Annotated in this window: 16 protein-coding genes; 13 read left to right on the top strand and 3 right to left on the bottom strand. The window is 67.0% G+C overall.

Going from position 1 to position 18,349, the window contains the following annotated elements; genetic code table 11:
* Positions 1–490 precede the first annotated feature (490 nt).
* A complete protein-coding gene (locus KY501_RS46490) occupies positions 491–847 on the top strand; it encodes a hypothetical protein (protein WP_224371433.1) in 357 nt (118 codons plus the stop codon).
* 260 nt (positions 848–1,107) lie between these two features.
* On the opposite strand, the gene KY501_RS46485 is transcribed toward KY501_RS46490, so the two are convergent.
* On the bottom strand, positions 1,108–3,507 hold the full coding sequence (locus KY501_RS46485; protein ID WP_224371431.1) for an endonuclease MutS2: 2,400 nt from the start codon (positions 3,505–3,507) through the stop codon (positions 1,108–1,110).
* Between the two features lie 72 nt (positions 3,508–3,579).
* Here KY501_RS46485 and KY501_RS46480 point away from each other — a divergent pair, with 72 nt between their 5' ends.
* The 5 genes from KY501_RS46480 (at position 3,580) to nadD (ending at position 8,112) form a co-directional block, all read left to right on the top strand.
* On the top strand, positions 3,580–4,278 hold the full coding sequence (locus tag KY501_RS46480) for a tetratricopeptide repeat protein (protein WP_224371429.1): 699 nt from the start codon (positions 3,580–3,582) through the stop codon (positions 4,276–4,278).
* 65 nt (positions 4,279–4,343) lie between these two features.
* Positions 4,344–5,645 carry an adenylate/guanylate cyclase domain-containing protein gene (locus KY501_RS46475; RefSeq protein WP_224371427.1) on the top strand — a complete coding sequence of 434 codons (1,302 nt, stop codon included), beginning with the start codon at positions 4,344–4,346 and terminating at the stop codon, positions 5,643–5,645.
* A gap of 39 nt (positions 5,646–5,684) precedes the next feature.
* Positions 5,685–6,863 (top strand): exo-beta-N-acetylmuramidase NamZ family protein, encoded by a 1,179-nt coding sequence (locus KY501_RS46470; RefSeq protein ID WP_224371425.1) that lies wholly within the window; start codon positions 5,685–5,687, stop codon positions 6,861–6,863.
* 15 nt (positions 6,864–6,878) lie between these two features.
* Positions 6,879–7,547 (top strand): hypothetical protein, encoded by a 669-nt coding sequence (locus tag KY501_RS46465; RefSeq protein WP_224371423.1) that lies wholly within the window; start codon positions 6,879–6,881, stop codon positions 7,545–7,547.
* A 7-nt stretch (positions 7,548–7,554) separates the two neighbouring features.
* Positions 7,555–8,112: a nicotinate (nicotinamide) nucleotide adenylyltransferase gene (nadD, locus tag KY501_RS46460; RefSeq protein WP_224371443.1), complete on the top strand. Its 558-nt coding sequence runs from the start codon at positions 7,555–7,557 to the stop codon at positions 8,110–8,112.
* Between the two features lie 6 nt (positions 8,113–8,118).
* Here the strand turns inward: nadD and KY501_RS46455 are convergent, their stop codons facing one another.
* Positions 8,119–11,337 (bottom strand): hypothetical protein, encoded by a 3,219-nt coding sequence (locus KY501_RS46455; RefSeq protein WP_224371421.1) that lies wholly within the window; start codon positions 11,335–11,337, stop codon positions 8,119–8,121.
* A gap of 90 nt (positions 11,338–11,427) precedes the next feature.
* Between KY501_RS46455 and KY501_RS46450 the strand changes: the two genes are divergently transcribed.
* From KY501_RS46450 to KY501_RS46420, 7 genes are all read left to right on the top strand, one after another.
* Positions 11,428–12,750: a hypothetical protein gene (locus KY501_RS46450; protein ID WP_224371419.1), complete on the top strand. Its 1,323-nt coding sequence runs from the start codon at positions 11,428–11,430 to the stop codon at positions 12,748–12,750.
* A 189-nt stretch (positions 12,751–12,939) separates the two neighbouring features.
* On the top strand, positions 12,940–13,758 hold the full coding sequence (locus tag KY501_RS46445; protein ID WP_224371417.1) for an ABC transporter ATP-binding protein: 819 nt from the start codon (positions 12,940–12,942) through the stop codon (positions 13,756–13,758).
* Positions 13,758–14,534 carry an ABC transporter permease gene (locus KY501_RS46440; RefSeq protein WP_224371415.1) on the top strand — a complete coding sequence of 259 codons (777 nt, stop codon included), beginning with the start codon at positions 13,758–13,760 and terminating at the stop codon, positions 14,532–14,534. The genes KY501_RS46445 and KY501_RS46440 overlap by 1 nt, the downstream gene beginning before the upstream one ends.
* 25 nt (positions 14,535–14,559) lie before the next feature.
* Positions 14,560–15,603, top strand: a complete 1,044-nt coding sequence (locus KY501_RS46435; RefSeq protein ID WP_224371413.1) for an ABC transporter substrate-binding protein — start codon at positions 14,560–14,562, stop codon at positions 15,601–15,603.
* Between the two features lie 73 nt (positions 15,604–15,676).
* Entirely contained in the window at positions 15,677–16,432 is a 756-nt protein-coding gene (gene ubiE, locus KY501_RS46430; protein WP_224371411.1) for a bifunctional demethylmenaquinone methyltransferase/2-methoxy-6-polyprenyl-1,4-benzoquinol methylase UbiE, read from the top strand.
* A gap of 57 nt (positions 16,433–16,489) precedes the next feature.
* Entirely contained in the window at positions 16,490–16,720 is a 231-nt protein-coding gene (locus KY501_RS46425) for a hypothetical protein (RefSeq protein ID WP_224371409.1), read from the top strand.
* Positions 16,717–17,025 carry a type II toxin-antitoxin system RelE/ParE family toxin gene (locus KY501_RS46420; RefSeq protein ID WP_224371407.1) on the top strand — a complete coding sequence of 103 codons (309 nt, stop codon included), beginning with the start codon at positions 16,717–16,719 and terminating at the stop codon, positions 17,023–17,025. Before KY501_RS46425 ends, KY501_RS46420 begins: the two co-directional genes overlap by 4 nt.
* A gap of 24 nt (positions 17,026–17,049) precedes the next feature.
* Here KY501_RS46420 and KY501_RS46415 read toward each other — a convergent pair whose 3' ends face one another.
* Positions 17,050–18,336: an AAA family ATPase gene (locus tag KY501_RS46415; RefSeq protein WP_224371405.1), complete on the bottom strand. Its 1,287-nt coding sequence runs from the start codon at positions 18,334–18,336 to the stop codon at positions 17,050–17,052.
* Between the last annotated feature and the right edge of the window lie 13 nt (positions 18,337–18,349).

The raw sequence follows: 18,349 nt of genomic DNA, 5'->3' as shown, positions 1-18,349 counted from the left end.
TAGGCGTCGACGTCAGCCGCGAGCAGATGGCCGCCCTTCACCTTGAGCGCTCCAACTTCCATGGTGAGTGGAATTACACCCTCCGGCCAAACTGAAACTTTATTTCTGCGCGGCTCCTAAACCCGCGACGGCACACGCCTTTCGAGGAATCGCGAGTAGATATGGGGACTCTGAGTCCACGGGCTAATCCTCGTCCATCTCCCGTGTCCCCTGCCGCCTCCTTGCGTCTTGGAGACATATTGGAGACGAGGTCAGGGGGGCACCATGCTCCAGGAAATTCGGTGAGAGCCCACCGAGAGGAATCTTTTCCGCGCTAAAGACTGTCTGATTTCAAGCTGTCTCCCCATTCGTTGGGGGTGCTTGCACCTGCTGTAGGGTCTCCCCAGATCCTAGCCGCCGCCCACTAGGATTAGTCTTCGAAACCTGAACACTCCGTACTGGTGGTGTGGGTTGTTGCCCTAAACAAAATATGCCCGGAGCTGTTCTTCTTATGAAAGCCTATCGCAATCTCTCGAATATTGCAGCGCTTGCTCTCGTTCTTTCGGCGGGGGCCGCTTTGGCAGCTGGAGCCGAATCCGGCATGGTGAATGACGGTGAATACATCACTGTCCCATACGGGACAGTCAATGACTGGGCAATATTGGTTTCGCCAGCGCTGATGGGGATTGAGGAGTACAACTCGGAAGGAGATAACTCTCTTCTGAGGGTTGAAGCCTACGTTACCCCAATCAATCAGTACACTTGGCGGGTAGTGGCAAGGTTCAAGTTCAAGTGGTGGAACACCAGCCCTGCCAATGGAATTTGGTACTCGGGTAGAGCGAATTATATCTTGGTCTACAAGTATTAGACTGGCCTGCCCCACGGCTACGCGAAGCTCACCACCACCCAATGATGCATGCACATATCTCCGGCGGCCAGGGTTGCGGCGATCAGGCTGCTGAACGACGCAACCCCAGATTTCTGGAGACATCCTGGAGACGGGGAGCGTGCCGCAGGAGAAACCCAGGGGGCTGAAAAGACGAAGGGTCTGGAATCGTTGAAGTGTCCCTCTCGATTCCAGGTCCCTCTATTGGCGAGGAGTACGGGACTTGAACCAGTGGCTCGAAGTTACGCTCGCAGTGCCACCACCGTGACGCCGTCTCCGCCCTCGTGGCTCTCGCCCGGACGGAACATGCGGATGTAGGGCGAGTTGGACAGATAGTCGCGGATAGCTTGCTTGAGCGCCCCCGTGCCGTGACCGTGGATGATCAGCGCTGCTTCCTCGCCACTGCGCATGCCCTGGTCGAGGAACTGCTCTACCTCCGTCAGCGCCTCGTCCGCTCGCATGCCTCGCACGTCGCAGCGGAAGTTCGTTGCCTTCACCTCCGCGGGCGCCGCCGCCGAGGCCTTCTTCAGCGCCACTTCCTGCTTGTTGCGCTCCGGGAACTTCTGTTGCGGCTTCGCCGTCCGTGAGCCCGAGAGCTCCGATACCGGCACTCGCATCTTCAGCAGCCCCGCCGCCACCAGCGCCTCGCCGTCGTGCAACTCCAGGATCTCCACGTCCTTGTCGAATCCCGAGTGCCGCACCCACGCTCCCACCTTCAGCGTTGGCGGCTGTGGCGCTTGCACCTGGTAGAGCTCCGCTCGCGCCTCCTTGGCCCGCTTCGCTGCCTCCTCAGCCCGCTGCTGCAGCGCCGCTCGCGCCTCCGCCGCCGCTTTCTCGTTGCTTTGCGAGCGCAACGCCTGGAGCAGCTCCTTCACCTCCGCCGCCGCGTGCTCGCTCGCCGCCGCCACGTCCTCGTTGAAGCGCATCATCTTCTCCTTGCGCTCCTTCTCGAACGCCTGCTTCTGCGCCTCCAGATCCTTGCGCAGCTTCTCCGCAGCCTCCGCCGCCGCCTTTGCTTTCTCCAACTCCTCCGTCAGCCGCCGCCGCTCGTCCTCGGCCGCCGCCAGCGCCTTCGCCAGCGGACCGCCCGCGTTCATCGACAGGTCTCTCGCGCGCTGGCAGATGCGCTCCGGCAACCCCATCCTCGCCGCCACCTCGATCGCCGAAGACGCTCCCGCCGCTCCCAGTTGCAGCCGGTACGTGGGCGCCATCTTCTTTGCATCGAAGCCCACTCGCGCGTTCAGGAAGCGCTTGTCCATGTGCGCCAGCGCCTTGAGCTCCTCCAGGTGCGTGGTGACGAGCACCACCGCGCCCCTCTCCAGCAGCTCCTCCAGCACCGCGATCGCGATCGCCGCTCCCTCGCGCGGATCCGTGTCCGCCGCGATCTCGTCGATCAGCACCAGCGAGCCCTTGCTCACCTGCGCCGCGATGTCTCGCAGGCTCACCACGTGCGCGCTGAACGTCGACAGGCCCTGCGACAAATCCTGCGCATCGCCCACCGTCGAGTTCACCGAGCGGTACAGCGGCATCCGCGAGCCGTTCTCCACCGGAACCGGCAGGCCGCAGCGCAGCATCAGCGAGCACAGCCCCACCGCCGTCAGCGTCACCGTCTTGCCGCCCGCGTTCGGACCGGACACCACCAGCGCCCGCGCCTCGCCCGACAGCAGCACGTCGTTGGACACCACCTGCGTGCCCTTCAGCACCAGCAGCGGGTGACGCAGCTGGTACAGCGTCAGCTCATCCACGCCGGCGAACGTCGGCGCGTGCGCGTCCAGGTCCGCCGCCAGCATCGCCGCCGCCTCCGCCTCGTCCAGCTCAGCCACCGCCGCCAGCCCCTCCAGGACCCGATCCGCCTCCTTGCCAAGCTGGTTCGACAGCTCCTGCAGGATCCGCCGCTCCTCCTCGGCCACCACCGACTGCGCGATCGCCAGATCGTTGCCCATGCTCACCATCGCCTGCGGCTCGATGAAGAGCGTCTGACCCGTCTGGCTCGCGTTGTGGACGATGCCTGGCACCTCGCCCCGGAAGTTCGAGATCACCGGCACCACGTACCGCCCGTTTCGCAGCGTGTAGTAGTTCTCTCGCAGCTTCGGCAGGAAGCCCTCGTCGTGCAGCAGCTCGTCCAGCCGCGTCTTGATGCGGCGGTGCAGCCCGTTCGCCCGGTCCCTCGCTTCCTTCAGGTCCGGACTGGCCCGGTCCGAGATGGTGCCGTCGGGCTCGAAGCTGCGATCGATGCGAGACGCGAGCGCCTCCAGCATCGGGAGCCGGCGGCCCAGGGTCGCCAGCATGGGGACTGTCTCCTCGCGCTCCTCCAGCGCCTCGCGGGTGCGGGCGAACGCATAGAGCAACTGCGCGGAGGCGATGAGTTCTCTGGGTTCCAGCAGGCCTCCCTTGGAGGCCCGGTTCACCGAGTCCCTCAAGTCACTCACCCCTCCGAGGGGGAGGGAGAACTGCTCCTGGGACAGCGAGCGCGCCTCGCCGACGAGGGACAGCGCGTCCGTGACTTGATCCTCGGTGTCCAGGAAGGGGCGGGCCTGGGCGCGCTCCTTGCCAGGGGCGGTCCGACACCGTTGGGCCAGAGCGCGGAGCACCTCCGCGAAGCCGAGATCCTCGAGGGTTCGTTGGGCTATCTGCACGGACATGGTTTCATGCCTGGCCCTGGGGGCCGTCAAGGGAACATTGAGGGGGCCTGCTGCCTCTGTTATCAGCCGCCCATGGTGTGGCTCATGCTTGTGGGCGCTTTGGCGGGCGCTCTGGACGCCCCCGCGAACAATGCCCTGACGCAGGCTCTGGCTCGCGAAGAGGCCGGAGACTCCGCTGGCGCCCTCTCGGAAATGGAGGCCGTCATTCATAGCTGGCCAGCCTGGGAGCTGCCTCGAATCGAGGCTGCCCGGCTGATGCTCAAGCTGGGAGGAGAGCTGGACCGCATCGAGGCCCACCTGGATGTCGCCTCCGCGCTCGCTCCAGAGAATCCTCGCGCTTATTACCTACGTGGGTTGCTGTGCGAGGAGAGGGGACAACCCCTGCTTGCTGCCCAGGCCTACGAGACAGCGCTCCTCTATCGCCCCTCTTATGAGGAGGCCCGCTTCCGGGCCGCGGGCCTCTGGATGGCCCAGGGCGACTGGCTCAAGGCCGAGTACCACTACCGCTTCCTCACCAAGGCCCGGCCCGAGTGGGTGCAGGTGCGTCTGTTGCTGGCCCAAGTGCTGGAGCAGCAAGGGCGGGTGGGGGATGCAGAGCGGGAGTTGCTGGCCGCGCGCCAGTTCCAACCGGACAACGTGCTGGTGGTCCGGCGGCTCGTCGAGCTGTACGAGCGCACGGGCCGGGAGAAGCTCGCCCAGAAGCTGCGCAAGGCCACCGAGGAGCCCGCGCCCAAGCGTCGCCTGCGGACGCTCCAGCCGTCCCGTCGGTAGCCGAGCGGACGGTGAGGGCCCTGGCCGATTGCGCTGCGAGCGCCGACGCATAGACTGCGCGCGCCTTGAAGACCGCCAACCTCGCCATCGTCTTCACCGACATTCAAGGGTTCACCGAGCGCACCAGTCGGCAGACCCATGAGGAGAACCAGCGTCTCCTCCGGGTTCACCATGATCTGTTGGCGCCGCTGTTCACCGCCTTCGGTGGGAAGATCCTCAAGTCCATTGGCGACGCGTTCCTCGTGACGTTCGAGTCGCCCACCCAGGCCGTGCTCAGCGGCGTGGCCATCCAGGATCGCCTCTGGCACTACAACCGTACCGTCTCCGAGAACGAGCAGCTCCACGTGCGCGTGGCCATCAACGTGGGCGAGGTGCGCGTCGAGTCCCAGGACGTCTTCGGCGAGCCCGTGAACATCGCCGCCCGTGTGGAGGGCATCACCGATGCGGGTGAGGTCTTCTTCACCGAGGCCGTCTACCTCTCCATGAACAAGGCGGAGGTGCCCTCGCAGGAGGTGGGCGCCTTCGAGCTGAAGGGCATTCCCGGGAAGATCCGTGTCTTCCGCGTCCCCAAGGGGCCCTACCGCATGGAGGCTCCCGTAACGCCGGTACCTGCTGCGGCCGGGGTTCCGCAGGAGGGGCCGCCGTTCGCGAACATGGCCCTGTCTCGCGTCAGTGAGCAGCCGGGCTCGGCCGGGGCCGCGCTCTCCGCGGTGGGCCAGCGTGCGGCCGTGGTGGGGGTTCAGGCCCGGGGGCTCGCGAGCCGGTGGCTGGCCGCTGCCTCGCGATTCCTCCAGGGGCTCCCGGAGCGCCTTCCCGCGCAGTGGCGCTCGCGAGTGCCTCCCGGAGTGACGGGGCGCCGCCTGGCCCTGGGCCTGGGTGGACTGGCATTGGTGCTGGGTGTGGCAGTGGTGGCGTTCGGCTCCAGTCCGGCGGAGCGGGCCATCGACGCCGTTCGGGAGGCGCCTCCTTCCAAGCGGGACTCGCTCACGGATGCGGCTCGGAAGCTCATCCGCGAGGAGGCCAAGAACCCCGAGCGTGCGGAGTATCTGTACGCGCAGCTCAGCGAGGCCCGAGGGGACATGCGCGGCTCGGTGGAGCACTACGTGTCCGCCGTGAAGGCCGGTAGCTCGCAGGCCAAGGATCGGATCATCGAGCTGCTGGAGCACAAGGAATGCGGTGTGCGTCAGGCCGCGGTTCTGGCCGTGGCGGTGCTGAAGCTCAAGGAAGCCCGTGGGGAGTTGGAGGATCTGGCCGAGCAGGACGGGCCGGAGGAGGGGGCCTCGAGCGGCTTCCTCGGGACGGGGCTGGGCGGCTGTAACTCGCGACGCGCGGCGCAGGAGGCGCTCAAGCGTCTGGGTGATGACTGAAGCGCTGGGGAATTCCCCAAGGCGCGGAGGGCTGTCGGGATGAAGGTGAAGACGGGACTGGACGTATGGGTGGAGCAGGGCTTCTCGGCGCTGAAGGGCCGGCGCGTGGGGGCCATTGTCAATCCCACGAGCGTGGACTCGCGCTTCCGCCACCTGGCGGATTTGCTGGCGCAGACACCAGGAGTCACCCTGGCCGCGCTCTTCGGTCCAGAGCACGGCATTCGCGGCGAGGCCCAGTACATGGTGGCTGTGGGCGAGGCGAGAGACAGGCGCACCGGCGTGCCCGTGCACAGCCTGTACGGCTCCACCTTCGAGTCGCTGTCTCCCAAGGTGGAGTGGCTCTCCGGGCTGGACGCGCTCGTGTTCGACATCCAGGACGTGGGCAGCCGCTACTACACCTACGTCTACACCATGGCGCTCTCCATGAAGGTGGCAGCCCAGGCCAAGGTGCCCTTCTTCGTGCTGGATCGGCCCAACCCGCTGGGCGGCACCGCGCTCGAGGGGAACCTGGTGGGCGAGCGCTACCGTTCCTTCGTGGGGCTGTACCCGCTGCCCAACCGCCACGGCATGACGGCCGGCGAGCTGGCCCGCTTCTTCAACGCCGAGTTCAAGATGGGCTGCGAGCTGACGGTGGTGCCGTGCGAGGGCTGGCGCCGGGAGATGTTCTGGTCCGATACGGGGCTGCCCTTCATTTCGCCCTCGCCCAACATGCCCACGCCGGACACCGCGTTGGTGTACACGGGCATGTGCCTGGGAGAGGGGACCAACGTGTCCGAGGGCCGTGGCACCTGCCGCCCCTTCGAGCAGTTCGGCGCCCCCTGGTTGGACGCGGATGCGCTGGTGGCTCGGCTCGAGAGGGAGCGCCTGCCGGGCGTCACCTTCCGCCCCGTAGGCTTCACGCCCACCTTCGACAAGTTCCGGGGCGAGTCCTGCACCGGCGCCTTCATCCACGTCACGGATCGGCAGGCCTTCCAGTCGCTGCGCACGGGCATCGCCATCTTCCAGGCCGTGCGCGACGTGGGGGGCGGCAAGTTCGCCTGGCGCGCGGATGCCTACGAGTTCGTGGATGACGTGCCGGCCTTTGATCTCCTGTGTGGCACGGATCAGGTCCGCCGGGGAATCGAGGAGGGTTGGCCCCTGGACCGGCTCGTGGAGGGGTTCTCCGCACAGTCGGACACCTTCGAGCAGCAAAGGAGGCCCTACCTGCTGTACTCTTGAGAACAGGGTCCCCCCGTGATCGGCATTCTCTCCGACAGCCATGGTGATCTCGCCGCCTTCAACGCGGCGTACGAGTTGCTGCGGGAGAAGGGTGCCCGCCGCTTCCTCTTCGCCGGGGGGCGCTACACGGATCTGGATTCATGGATCCTGGAGCGCCGGGAGAAGTCTCGCGGAGGCCGCGAGTACTCGGACATGGACTTCCTGGCAGATGTCACGCAGTGGCTGTCCTCCAAGGACGCCTTGCCCCGGCCTCCCGCCTTCGGCGAGGTTCCCGCGGACGTCTCCGCCGAGGAGGATCGCCGCCTGGTGCTGGAGAGGTTCTCTCGCGTGCCCGAGCGCGACAGCCTCCAGTACATGGATCCGAACATCCCGCGGAAGATGCTGGACATGGTGGGCGATGCGCTGTGCTGCCTCGTCTACGACAAGAACGATCTGACGCGGGACGATCTGCTCAACGCCTCGGTCTTCATCCACGGCAAGGAGTCCGAGCCGAACGTGGTGCAGATCGGCCCTCGCTTCTTCATCACTCCGGGGCGGCTGGCCGGGGCGGCCGAGCAGACGTGTGGCCTGCTGGAGAAGGTGGACCGCAACCTGAAGTACACCGCCTTCCGGCTGGACGGATCCGTGGTGCTGGAGCCTCGGGAGCTCCAGCTTGGGCGTGGGACGAAGCTGCAGGTGAAGTGAGGTGGCCTTGCGGGTCGCGCTGCTGGGAGGTTCGTTCAATCCGCCTCATGTGGGCCACCTGCTGGCCGCCCAGTACGTGCACGCCACGCAGGAGGTGGACGAGGTATGGCTCATGCCCGCCTACCACCACCCCTTTGGCAAGGCGCTGGCTCCCTTCGAGCACCGCGTGAAGATGTGCGACCTGCTCTGTCTGGACACTTCCGGCTGGTTGAAGACGAGCCGGGTGGAGGAGGCGGTCGCCCAGAGCGGAGGCGCAGGGTACACGGTGGAGACGCTCGCCTATTTGAAGGAGCGTTACCCGGAGCGGAGCTTCTCGCTGATCATCGGCTCGGACATCCTGAAGGATGTGCCGAAGTGGAAGAGCTTCGATCGCATCGAGCAGATGGTGAGGGTGCTGGTGCTCTATCGCGCCGGTTACCCAGCGCCGGGCACGCTGGGGCCACCGCTGGCTGAAGTGTCCTCCACGCAGATTCGCGAGATGCTGGCTCGCGGCCAGCGGCCCTCGGAGCTGGTGCCTCGCCAGGTGCTCGACTACGCGCACCAGTCGAACCTCTACGGGCTGTGAGCTTCGTCAGAAGGCCAGGCCCACCAGGTGCAGCGGCTTGGAGCACTGATTCGCGCTGCTTTCTTCCACGCACGAGTCGAAGCGGTAGGCCACCTGGTAGAAGAGGCCCAGAGGGATCAACTGCCCGAGGGTGAGCTGGAGCCGGACCGCTCCGCCCGCGGCCCGGTGGTTGTCCTTGAAGTCCGTGCGAGCCCAGGAGCCGAAGCCCTCCACCTCGAGCTGGTTCACGAAGAGCGAGGGCAACAGGTACAGCGTGGAGGCCCAGCCGTAGTCGACGATGAAGCGGTAGCGGTAGAGCGCGTTGCCGATGACGGCGTGACGGGCCCGGAAGGTGATGTCCTCGTAGCCTCGCAGGTATTCGGAGAAGGCCAGGCCGGGCTGGTACTGCCGTGAGAGCCCCCGATCGCGGTTGTCCTCGGACTGGAAGAAGGGGGCGCCCGCTGCGATTCCGCCCACCTCGAGCAGTCCGTTGGGTGCGCCCGGCAGGAAGCGGCCCGCCACCGAGAGGTACAGGTTGTCCCTCTTGAGCCCCGGCAGTCCGCCCAGGTAGGTCTCCGCCTCGGCGCGCACGTCTCCCATCGCGGAGTCGGTGCCGAAGGCCTTGGGGAAGGCTCCCGCGGACAGGGAGAGCCCGAGCCCTCGCTGCGTGCCTCCGTAGGAAGTGCCCTCTCCGGCGAAATAGGCCGTGGCGATCTGCGGACCGAAGAGGGAGGTGACGTTCTCGCGGGTGCCGTCGGCCGGATCGAGGAACTGCCGCCTCAGGCCGAGGAGTCCGAACGCGACCGGCGTGGTCCAGAAGGTGCGCGAGCCGGTCAGCGAGGCCTGGATGTCCTCTTGATCCTCGTCCCGGGCGTAGGCGGCATCGGTCTGGAGGTACCAGGGAGCCAGCACCGCGTTGCCGTAGCTCACCGAGACGCTCGGCATCGGCCTCTCCACGCCCGAGTCATAGAGGGCGTTGATGGCCCACGCGTGGAAGCCGAGCCGATCCTGCCCCGCGAGCGAGATCAGGCCCACCACCTGGAGCTTCTCGGTGTCTTCGTTCTTGAAGGCGTACACGAACGGGACGCGCAACTCCGGGTAGAAGAGCCGCTCCAGCCGTGAGTAGGGCACATCGGACTGCACTTCCACTTCGGGCGCTGGGGGCACCACGGCCAGCGGGGCGTCCGCCAGCGGAACGGTGGCCAGGGTGAGGGGCGCAGAAGGCGCGGGAGGCACAGCCTCGGTGGCTGCTGCGGTGGGGGCGTCCGAGGCGGGAGCATTCGAGGCGGGAGCGTCCGAGGCTGCGGGCGGGGCTCCGGGGAACTCGGCGAAGGACTCGGGTGAGGGGGGAGAGCCTGGAGCCACCTCGGGTGGATGCGCCGCCGGCGTCTCGGGAGCGGAGGCGGATGGGGGAGGAGGAACGGTCTCGGCAGTCCCGGGCGCAGGCGATGCGGCCACTGCTGTCTGGGGCGGGGGCTCCGCAATCGCCACGAGCGGTGCCCGATCGAGCGAGAAGTCCACGCCATCGCGGTTGAGGAACACCACCTGCCCGTCGCCCGTGGGCTGTGCATCCATCACCAGGTGCGGTGCGTCGGTGATGCGGTGGAGCTCTCCCGTGGAGAGCCGCAGCAGGTGCGCCTGCAACCGCTGGTCATGCTCGCGCAGGAAGAGGATCTGGTCGTCATCCACCCAGGTGGGCGAGTAGTTGAAGCGCCCGTCCCGGGTGAGCCAGCGTACGCTTCCGTCCTGCTCGCGCAGCGCTAGATCCCAGCCATCGGGCCCGCGCATCGCGAACACCACGCGCTGCCCGTCCGGAGACACCGCAAGGGCCCCGAGCGAGATGTGGCCCTCGAACTGGGTGAGCGGCTCCTGCTGGCCCGTCTCCAGGTTCAGGCGGTAGAGGTTCGCGGTGTCTCCGCCTCGGACGTCCACGAAGACGTAGCCCGTGCCGTCCGGCGTGACGCTGCCGCCAATCCCGTCTTGGATGTCCCAGGTGCGCAGGACGTCGCCGGTGCGCGCGTCCACCCGCCACAGCCGGGAGATGAAGGCACCCTGGCTGTTCACGTCGGCGCCCACCAGGTAGAGCAGGGCGCCATCGCGCGTGAAGGACAGGCCGCTCATCGCCGTGGGGCTGCTCACGATCCACGTGCGCCCCGGCAGCAGCAGGGTGAGGCTTCGGGAGAAGCGCACGGAGCCATCCCGCTCGCGCACGGTGAGGTGGGAGGTCTCCTCGCGCCCCACGTGGATGAGCGCGATCGCCCCGTCCTTCGGCGAGGCCGCCATTCGCGCGAAGTACCCCACCTCCGGCGTCATCACCGTCTGGGTGGCCGGGCGCTCCCTCCGGACGAGCTCCTTCTTCAAGGCTTCGGTGTACTCGTCGAAGAGCCCGCCGATCGTCTTCCCATACACGCCTCGGAATCGCAGCGTGACGCCGAGGGGCGGGGCCCAGGCACCGCCCTGCTCGTTGATCAGCTGCCAGAGCTTCTTCTCGCCGTAGGTGTGCGCCAGCCATGCGATGAAGTGGCTGCCCGTGAGGTAGTTGCCGCCGAACGGGTCCGCCTGCCGGTGCTCGGGAGACATGTGGCCGGGGTTCAGGTCCCCTCCACGCTCCTGCACCAGGGACTCGAACCAGCCGCGCCAGATGGGGCTGTGGGGGCGCCCGGTGTCCTTGTCGAACTGCCCCTCGTAATAGGTGGCCAGCCCCTCCAGGAACCAGGACTCGGTGAAGATGTTGGGCTGGAGCAGGCCGCCGGTGAGCACGTTGAGGCCCCGCCAGATGCCCTCCTCCTGCTGCATCTGCACGTAGTGGACGGCCTCGTGGCAGCCCACGTCGCCCAACTCCGTTTCGCCCAGGTCCATGAAATGGAACAGCTCCATGCTCATGTGCGATGGCAGCACCATCTGTTGGGGGGTGCTCACCAGATCCGGCTGGACGTACGCGTTGTTGAAGCCCGCGCTCGTCATATAGATGAGCAGCCGATCCCTGGGCTGTTTGCTCCACGCGAGCCCTCTCAGGCGGTCCACACAGGCCTCGACGCGGGCGGCGACTCGCAAGGCGGCGGGCTTGAGCTGCTCCGGGTAGTACAGCTCCATGGAGCGGGTGGTCAGCTTCCGCATCTCGTCCCGGGCGAAGGACGCCTGTACTTCCTGGGAAAACCGGGGTGAGACGAAAGCGCACCCCGACGATAGCAGGAGCAGGCAGGCGAGGAGGGGGGAGCCCCGGGGCCAGCGACGGAGCGTGAGCATGTCACCATCCTAGGGGCACAAGTCGTAGCCAAGGCCACGTTTTTCACGATAAGGGGCCCCCCACGCTCTACACACTCTCCAGGATGTGACATGGCCCAACCTGTCCCTCAGGATCACCCCGTTCCGCAGCACGTTCACCAGGCGCAGGCGCAGCTCGCCGCCGCGCTCGAGAAGGTCGAGGGCAAGCCCGTCGATCTGCTGACGGCCCCCTGGGCGGACGTGGAGAAGGGCATCAGCAAGTTGATTGGTGGACCGTTCCAGCCGAACCAGCCGCAGCACCAGGCGTTGGCGCTGGGGCTGGCGGGGGCCTTCGCGGGGCGGATGATGGCCGAGCACCGGGCCTTCTGGTTCCCGAACCGGGACTCGCCGGAGGGGGCCACGCTGGGGTTCCCCGAGGCCATCATCATGCTGTCGCCGTTTGGCGCGGTGATGGACTCGCTGAGCCAGGGCAAGCTGGCGAAGCTGGAGGATCTGGCCTCGGACATCCGCCGCTCGCTGGGGCAGGTGCGCTTCGGGGCGAACCCGGCGGCGTCGTTGAGTGGGCAGCCCAAGCTGGGGCCGGTGGACTACCAGCGGCTGTTCGATCCGGGCTTCCTGCAGTTCGTGGTGCTGGATCCGGCCAAGGCGAAGACGACGTTCGATTCGAAGCCGGACTCGCTGGCGCGTGACGTGAAGGACGCGCTCGGCCGCACGCAGCCGCCGCTGCCCAAGGAGGCGCGGGACCAGTTCGAGGGGCAGATTGTTCAGTCGCTGCAGCGGCTGGATGCGAGCAAGTCCCTGGCGGACCAGGTGGAGCGCGCGCCCCGGTTGGTGGAGTTGATGGCGCACATGGTGGCCACGGTGGGCGGCACGGGCTGCGCTCCCGAGGAGTTCTGGGCCGAGATCGTCCTGCCGCTGCTCTTCATCGGCGTGCCGCAGCAGTTCCCGCCGCTCGACGAGGACGAGGTGGAGGCCTACACCCAGGGCGCCGAGCCGCTGGCGCTCTTCGTGGATGTGGTGCCGCACGCCCATAAGGCCCCCGAGGAGGGGCTGCTGGGTGCGTTCGAGATGACGGAGATCGGTCTGCCGCATCCCTCGTTCCAGAAGGTGGGCGCGCTCCGGTTGATCCAGCTCAACCCGGCTCGCATCAAGGGCCTGATTGAGCAGTTCGATCCGGACAAGACCGCGGACGTGGTGAAGCGCTTCACGCAGTATGTGGCCGAGAAGTCCGGCAAGCCGGCGGCGGAGTCTCCGCAGAGCAAGGAGATGCTCCAGGCCGCCCTGATGCTGCTGACGGATCTGAAGCGCGCGGTGACGGGCACGCAGGGGCCACTGTGCCTGCGCCGGCTCACCGAGGCCGAGGCTGCCTCCGAGCAGGCCCTGGCCCTGGTTCGCCGTGCCATGCAGGGCGGTCGCATCATCCTCACGACCTAGCCGCGGACCCGGGTCACGGGAACACCGTGGGGTCCACGGCCGGGGTGCTCGAGGTCGCGGGCCCCTCGGCTCGGTGCGGGTCCCCCCGTCGGCGGACGGGTCCTCCCGCACCGGCCGTCCCACTCTCCCAGGGCACACGGTGCGGGTTCCGTGGCCATTCATCCCTCGCGAGGATACATGCTGTCCGCGATGGCTCCCCTTGCCTCCGAGCTGAGCTCGCCCGTGAATGCCATCCCCCAGTCAGGCAGTGGCATCGGCGTACGGGCGCTCCAGGTCCACAGGACCTTCCCCGGTGGTGTTCATGCTCTGGAGGGCATCGATCTCGACATTGTCCCGGGCTCCTTCGTCGCGCTCGTGGGGCCCTCGGGCTGCGGCAAGTCCACCCTCCTGCGCATCATCGCCGGCCTGGATACCGCCAGCAGCGGCCGCGTGGAGCTGGAGCCCTCCTCGGGTCAGGTGCTCGCCTCTCGGGCTCCCATCGCCTACGTCTTCCAGGACGCCCACCTGCTGCCTTGGCGCACCGTGCTCGACAATGCCGCGCTCCCCCTGGAGCTCTCTGGAGTCAGCAAGCCCGAACGCCATGCCGCCGCCCGCGAGGTCCTCGCTCAGGTGGGGTTGGGCGAGTTCACTGCCCGTCATCCGGGCCAGCTCTCTGGCGGCATGCGCATGCGGGTGTCGCTTGCCCGGGCGCTGGTGACCCGGCCTCGGCTGTTGCTCATGGACGAGCCATTTGGTGCCTTGGACGAACTCACCCGGGGACGGTTGGATGAACAACTCCGTGGGCTGTGGCACGAACTCGGGATGACCGTGCTCTTCGTTACCCACTCGCTCTCCGAGGCCGCCTGGCTTGCCGAGCGCGTGGTGGTGTTCTCCCCACGTCCCGGGCGCATCGTCCTGGACCGAGTGTTGGACCTGCCTCGCGAGCGATCTGCCTCCCTGCGCCTGGAGCCGGCTTTTGCCCGTGAGGTCCAGGTCCTCTCCGATGCCATGGTTCGAGGAGGCGCCTGATGCGCGGCACCTTCCTTCGCTCCGTGGTTCCTCCGCTCGTGGCCCTCCTGGTGCTGCTGGCCCTGTGGGAAGGGTTGGTGCGCATCCTCGGCATCCAGGCCTTCCTCCTGCCTCCTCCTTCCGCGGTGCTCGCCACCGCGGCTCATGATGCTCGGGAGCTCGCTGCCAGCGCCTGGGTCACTGCCGAGGCCGCGCTTCTGGGCTTCGGCTTGAGCGCTCTGGCCGGCGTGCTCGTCGCGGTGGTGCTCGCGTCTTCACGGCTGCTCGAACGCGCGCTGTACCCGTACACGCTCTTCCTCCAGACGGTCCCCATCGTCGCCGTGGCGCCGCTGCTCGTCCTGTGGTTTGGCCCTGGGCAGCGAGCCGTCGCCGCTTCGGCTTTCATCGTCTCGGTGTTCCCGGTCATCGCGAACACGCTCAGCGGACTGCGCTCGGTGGAGCCCGCGCTGCGCGACATGTTCCGGCTCTATGGCGCGCGGCGGATCGCCACGCTGCTCAAGCTGGAGCTGCCCGCGGCCCTTCCTCACATCTTCACAGGGCTGCGCATTGCCTCGGGCCTGGCCGTCATCGGGGCCATCGTCGGCGAGTTCGTCGCGGGCTTTTCGGAGGGGACGGCGGGCCTGGGAATCCTGGTGCTCGCGGCCTACCGGCAGCTGCGCACGGATCTCATGTTTGCGGCGGTGCTGTGCGCCGCGGGGCTGGGTATCGTCCTGTTCGGGACGGTGAGCCTGGCGGGGACTCGCCTGTTGCGGCATTGGCATCCCTCGGCCTCATGAGGTTTCAACCTGGGAGGAAGCATTCATGAAGAAGCTCTCTTGGATGGCGGTGCTGTCTTGCCTGGCGGCACTCTCCGCGGGCTGCAGCAAGGACAAGGACAAGGCTCCTCCCACGGGAACGGAACCGGCGGCCAGCAAGACGGTGGCTCCGAAGCCTGCGCCCACTCGGGTGAAGTTGGCGCTGGACTGGGTTCCTGAGCCTGAGTTCGGAGGCTTCTACGCCGCGCGCGAGAGCGGCGCCTTCACCCGTCATGGCCTGGAAGTGGAGGTGCTAGGCGGTGGCGCCGGGGCCCCTGTGACGCAGATGGTAGGGGCGGGCCAGGTGGAGTTCGCCACCACCAGCGCGGACCAACTGCTGGTGTCTCGCGCCCGAGGGGTGGATCTGGTGCCGCTGTTCGCCGTGTACCAGGTCTCTCCGCGCGCCATCATGGTGCACGCCTCGCGGGGGATCACCTCGATGGAGCAGGTGTTCACCGGGGGCACGCTGGCCATCGAGCCTGGTGCTCCGTTCGGGGCCTTCCTGAAGAAGAAGTTCGGCTTCGACAAGGTGAAGATCGTTCCCTACGACGGCGGCGTGGCGCGCTTCGTGGCGGACAAGGACTTTGCCCAGCAGTGCTTCCTCACCTCCGAGCCGCTCGCGGCGAAGAAGCAGGGCTCGGATCCGGTCGTCTTCAAGGTGGCCGATGAGGGCTTCAACCCGTACGCCACCGTGGTGTTCACGAGGCGGGAGCTCGTGCAGAAGTCGCCCGAGCACGTGCGTGCCTTTGTCGAGGCCGTGCGCGAGGGCTGGAAGGCCTACCTCGAAAACCCCAAGCCGGCCAACGACATCATGGCGAAGCTGAACGCCACCATGGACGCGGAGACGTTCGCCGCGGTGGCCGAGGTGCAGAAGCCGCTCATCGAGACGGAGGAGACTCGGGCCAAGGGGCTGGGCGTCCTGAGCCGCGAACGCTGGGAGACGCTGGGCAAGCAGTTGGTGGACCTGGGGCTGCTGGACAAGGCTCCGTCGGTGGACGAGTACCTGCTTCCCGAGTTCACGGGGGCTGGGGCCGCCACCCCCTCGAAGTGAGGGCATCCTCGGCGCGGTCTTCGCGCCCCGAAGGTGCTATAGAGGGGGGCAGCCGTTGAGCCGGAAGGAAGCCATGAGCACGGAGTCTCAGTCGTCCGCAGTCTCGCCGCAGCCGGGAGCCGCCGTCGTCCAGGCGGGCTCGGGAGCCATGTTCGACAAGATCGCGCGGCGTTACGATCTGTTGAACCGGCTGATGTCGTTCGGTGTGGACCAGCGCTGGCGCAACAAGACGGTGGACGCGCTCGAGCTGAAGCCGGGAGCGCGGGTGCTGGATCTGGCCACTGGGACGGCGGACCTGGCCCTCAAGGTGATCAAGCGCCATCCGAAGACGACGGTGGTGGGACTGGATCCCTCGGTAGGGATGCTGGAGATCGGCCGGCGGAAGGTAGCGGAGCTGGGCTTGACGGGACAGTGTGAGCTCCAGGTCGGGGATGCTCAGGAGCTTCCGTTCCCCGAGCGCAGCTTCGATGGGTTGTGCATGGCGTTCGGTATCCGCAACGTGCCGGACCGGGCGCGCGCCCTGCGGGAGATGGCGCGAGTGGTTCGGCCGGACGGCCGGATCGCCATCCTGGAGTTGTCCGAGCCGAAGGGAGGCATTCTCGGTCCGCTGGCGCGGTTCCAGATCCGCACGGTGGTGCCCTGGGTGGGCAGTGTGCTGTCGGGGGCCAAGGAGTACCGCTACCTGCAGCAGTCCATCGCGGCGTTTCCGCGGCCGGAGGTTTTCGCGGACATCATGCGCGAGTCGGGCCTGGAGGTGCTGCAGGTGCAGCCGCTGACTTTCGGCGTGTGCTGCCTGTACGTGGCCCGGCCGAAGCCGACGGCAAGCTGACATCGTGCTCTTCGGGCTGCTTTGCGGCTCGAGAAGGCGGGGCCTACAATTTCAGGCATGGACACCCTCAAGGCTGAAGTCCGCAACGGTCGCCTGGTCCTCGACGTGCCGACCGAGCTCCCGGAAGGGACGACGCTCGAACTGGTCGCCGCCGATGGGGGGGACGAGCTGTCCGAGGAGGAGCGGCTGGCGTTACATGAGTCCCTCTCCCAGTCATGGGAGGAGGCTCAGTCCGGCAAGCTGATTTCCGCTCAGGACGTGCTGGCAAAGCTTCGCGCGAGGAAATGACGACCCAGGTTCAGTTCACCCCTCGGGCCGAAGCGCAGGTGAGCGAAGCCGCCCTGTGGTGGAGAGCGAACCGGCTCGCCGCACCTTCTCTCTTCGAGGAAGAGCTTGCCATGGCGCTGCAGTTGCTGGGCGCCTTGCCGGACATCGGCCGTCGGTACACGCACCCGAGAATTTCGGGAGTCCGTCGGCTGCTCATGCCGCGCATCCGTTATCACCTCTACTACGTCCATGATGAGCGGGGGAGGGTGGTCATCATCCTGTCGCTCTGGAGTTCTGTGCGAGGAAGAGGCCCTCAGCTTCGGTAGCAGGGATCTCCCTCTGCGGCGGTCTCACCACATTCCGTGGGCTTGCAGCAGCTCTCCGAGCGGTTTCGTCTGTGTCCGGTGCGCTTCGAAGAGCTTCGCGGCGGCCTCGCTCGTGGGCTTGGACCAGATGAGGCGCTCGCGCCCGTCTCGGAGTTCGGTTCCGCAGAGGATGAGCGAGGCACGCAGCGCTTCCGCGGAGCCGAACGCGATGTGCTCGAACAGGAGAGGGTTCTGGCTCGTGAGGAAGGCCTGCCTCGCTCCGAGCTCCCGGATGCAGGCCTCCACCCAGCGAGGATGCAGACCGTTCGCCAACTCGTCGGCGATGGCGAAGTCCTCGTTCACGTCCAGGTAGTACAGGAACGAGAGCAGCCGCTTCTGACCGTATCCCAACTGCGCCTGCGTCAACTCCGTGCCATCCGGCCGGGTGAAGCGGAAACTGAATTGGCCAAATCCCAGCCGCCCGCCGTTCTCGTATGTCCGCTTCTCCAGCACCTCCACCCGGAACCGGCCCGATGCAAACCCGGCCAGCGAGGTGAACCGGGCCAGGAAGCTCTGGGCGATCGCGTCATGGGTCACTTCGAGCGTACTCTTGGGGGGCTGGCGCTCCACCTGCGCGCGAAGCCAGGCCGGCATCCACGTGGGCAGCGCCATCAACCCCAGGGGGAACACTTCGTCCCCCTGCATCTCCATGGCGTACTTGATGGTGCCAATGTGCTCGAACATCCCGAGCGTCTCGTCGAACCGCGAGGGCGCCAGCAAGAACGTGCGGTGAAGGAGCTCCTTGAGCCGCTCCTTCATCGCGGGATCGATGTACTGCGCCACCATGAAGATCAGCGTCCACACCGAGCGATCCAACACCGACCAGTGCATGGACCGTGCGTAGGCGGATTGCCCATCCACCTCGCAATACAGCCCCGTTGAGTCTCCCCGCACCACGATCCGGGCCTCGGGCGCGCCGAGTCTCAAGGTTGCCTCGATGAGCGGCTCGAGGCTCGTCATCGCCCCCGGAGTCCGCAGAGGTATCAGCGCCGCGGCAACAGGAACTTCGGGCTTCGGCGTGACGGAGTTCCGCTGGTTCTGGGCGCGGACGTGGATCTCCATTCCCGGAAAGGCGAGTTCGTACTCCAGGGAGAACTCCTCCTCGACCAGCCCCGAGAAGTCCGAACAGAGGATGATTGAGATCAACTCCAGCAGCGTCGTCCTGCCGGTACCGTTGCGTCCCAGCACCAGGGTGCGAGCTGGACCGAACGTGAGCTCGGTGCCGGGGGCAACGCCCCGATACTTGTCGATCTTGAGCTTCGTGAGCTTCATACGGGCTGAACCG

The sequence above is a fragment of the Hyalangium versicolor genome, from assembly GCF_020103695.1.
Classification (GTDB): Bacteria; Myxococcota; Myxococcia; order Myxococcales; family Myxococcaceae; genus Hyalangium; species Hyalangium versicolor.
The sequence above is the reverse complement of the archived record's forward strand: the minus strand, read 5'-3'. Positions and strand labels throughout refer to the sequence as shown.

Bases quoted from the DNA above. Each gene is read 5' to 3' on its own strand.
- KY501_RS46450 (WP_224371419.1), top strand. From the start codon at position 11,428: ATGGCCCAACCTGTCCCTCAGGATCACCCCGTTCCGCAGCACGTTCAC.
- ubiE (WP_224371411.1), top strand. From the start codon at position 15,677: ATGAGCACGGAGTCTCAGTCGTCCGCAGTCTCGCCGCAGCCGGGAGCC.
- KY501_RS46470 (WP_224371425.1), top strand. From the start codon at position 5,685: ATGAAGGTGAAGACGGGACTGGACGTATGGGTGGAGCAGGGCTTCTCG.
- KY501_RS46425 (WP_224371409.1), top strand. From the start codon at position 16,490: ATGGACACCCTCAAGGCTGAAGTCCGCAACGGTCGCCTGGTCCTCGAC.
- KY501_RS46480 (WP_224371429.1), top strand. From the start codon at position 3,580: ATGGTGTGGCTCATGCTTGTGGGCGCTTTGGCGGGCGCTCTGGACGCC.
- KY501_RS46490 (WP_224371433.1), top strand. From the start codon at position 491: ATGAAAGCCTATCGCAATCTCTCGAATATTGCAGCGCTTGCTCTCGTT.
- KY501_RS46420 (WP_224371407.1), top strand. From the start codon at position 16,717: ATGACGACCCAGGTTCAGTTCACCCCTCGGGCCGAAGCGCAGGTGAGC.
- KY501_RS46485 (WP_224371431.1), bottom strand. From the start codon at position 3,507: ATGTCCGTGCAGATAGCCCAACGAACCCTCGAGGATCTCGGCTTCGCG.
- KY501_RS46415 (WP_224371405.1), bottom strand. From the start codon at position 18,336: ATGAAGCTCACGAAGCTCAAGATCGACAAGTATCGGGGCGTTGCCCCC.
- KY501_RS46455 (WP_224371421.1), bottom strand. From the start codon at position 11,337: ATGCTCACGCTCCGTCGCTGGCCCCGGGGCTCCCCCCTCCTCGCCTGC.
- KY501_RS46440 (WP_224371415.1), top strand. From the start codon at position 13,758: ATGCGCGGCACCTTCCTTCGCTCCGTGGTTCCTCCGCTCGTGGCCCTC.
- KY501_RS46435 (WP_224371413.1), top strand. From the start codon at position 14,560: ATGAAGAAGCTCTCTTGGATGGCGGTGCTGTCTTGCCTGGCGGCACTC.
- KY501_RS46445 (WP_224371417.1), top strand. From the start codon at position 12,940: ATGGCTCCCCTTGCCTCCGAGCTGAGCTCGCCCGTGAATGCCATCCCC.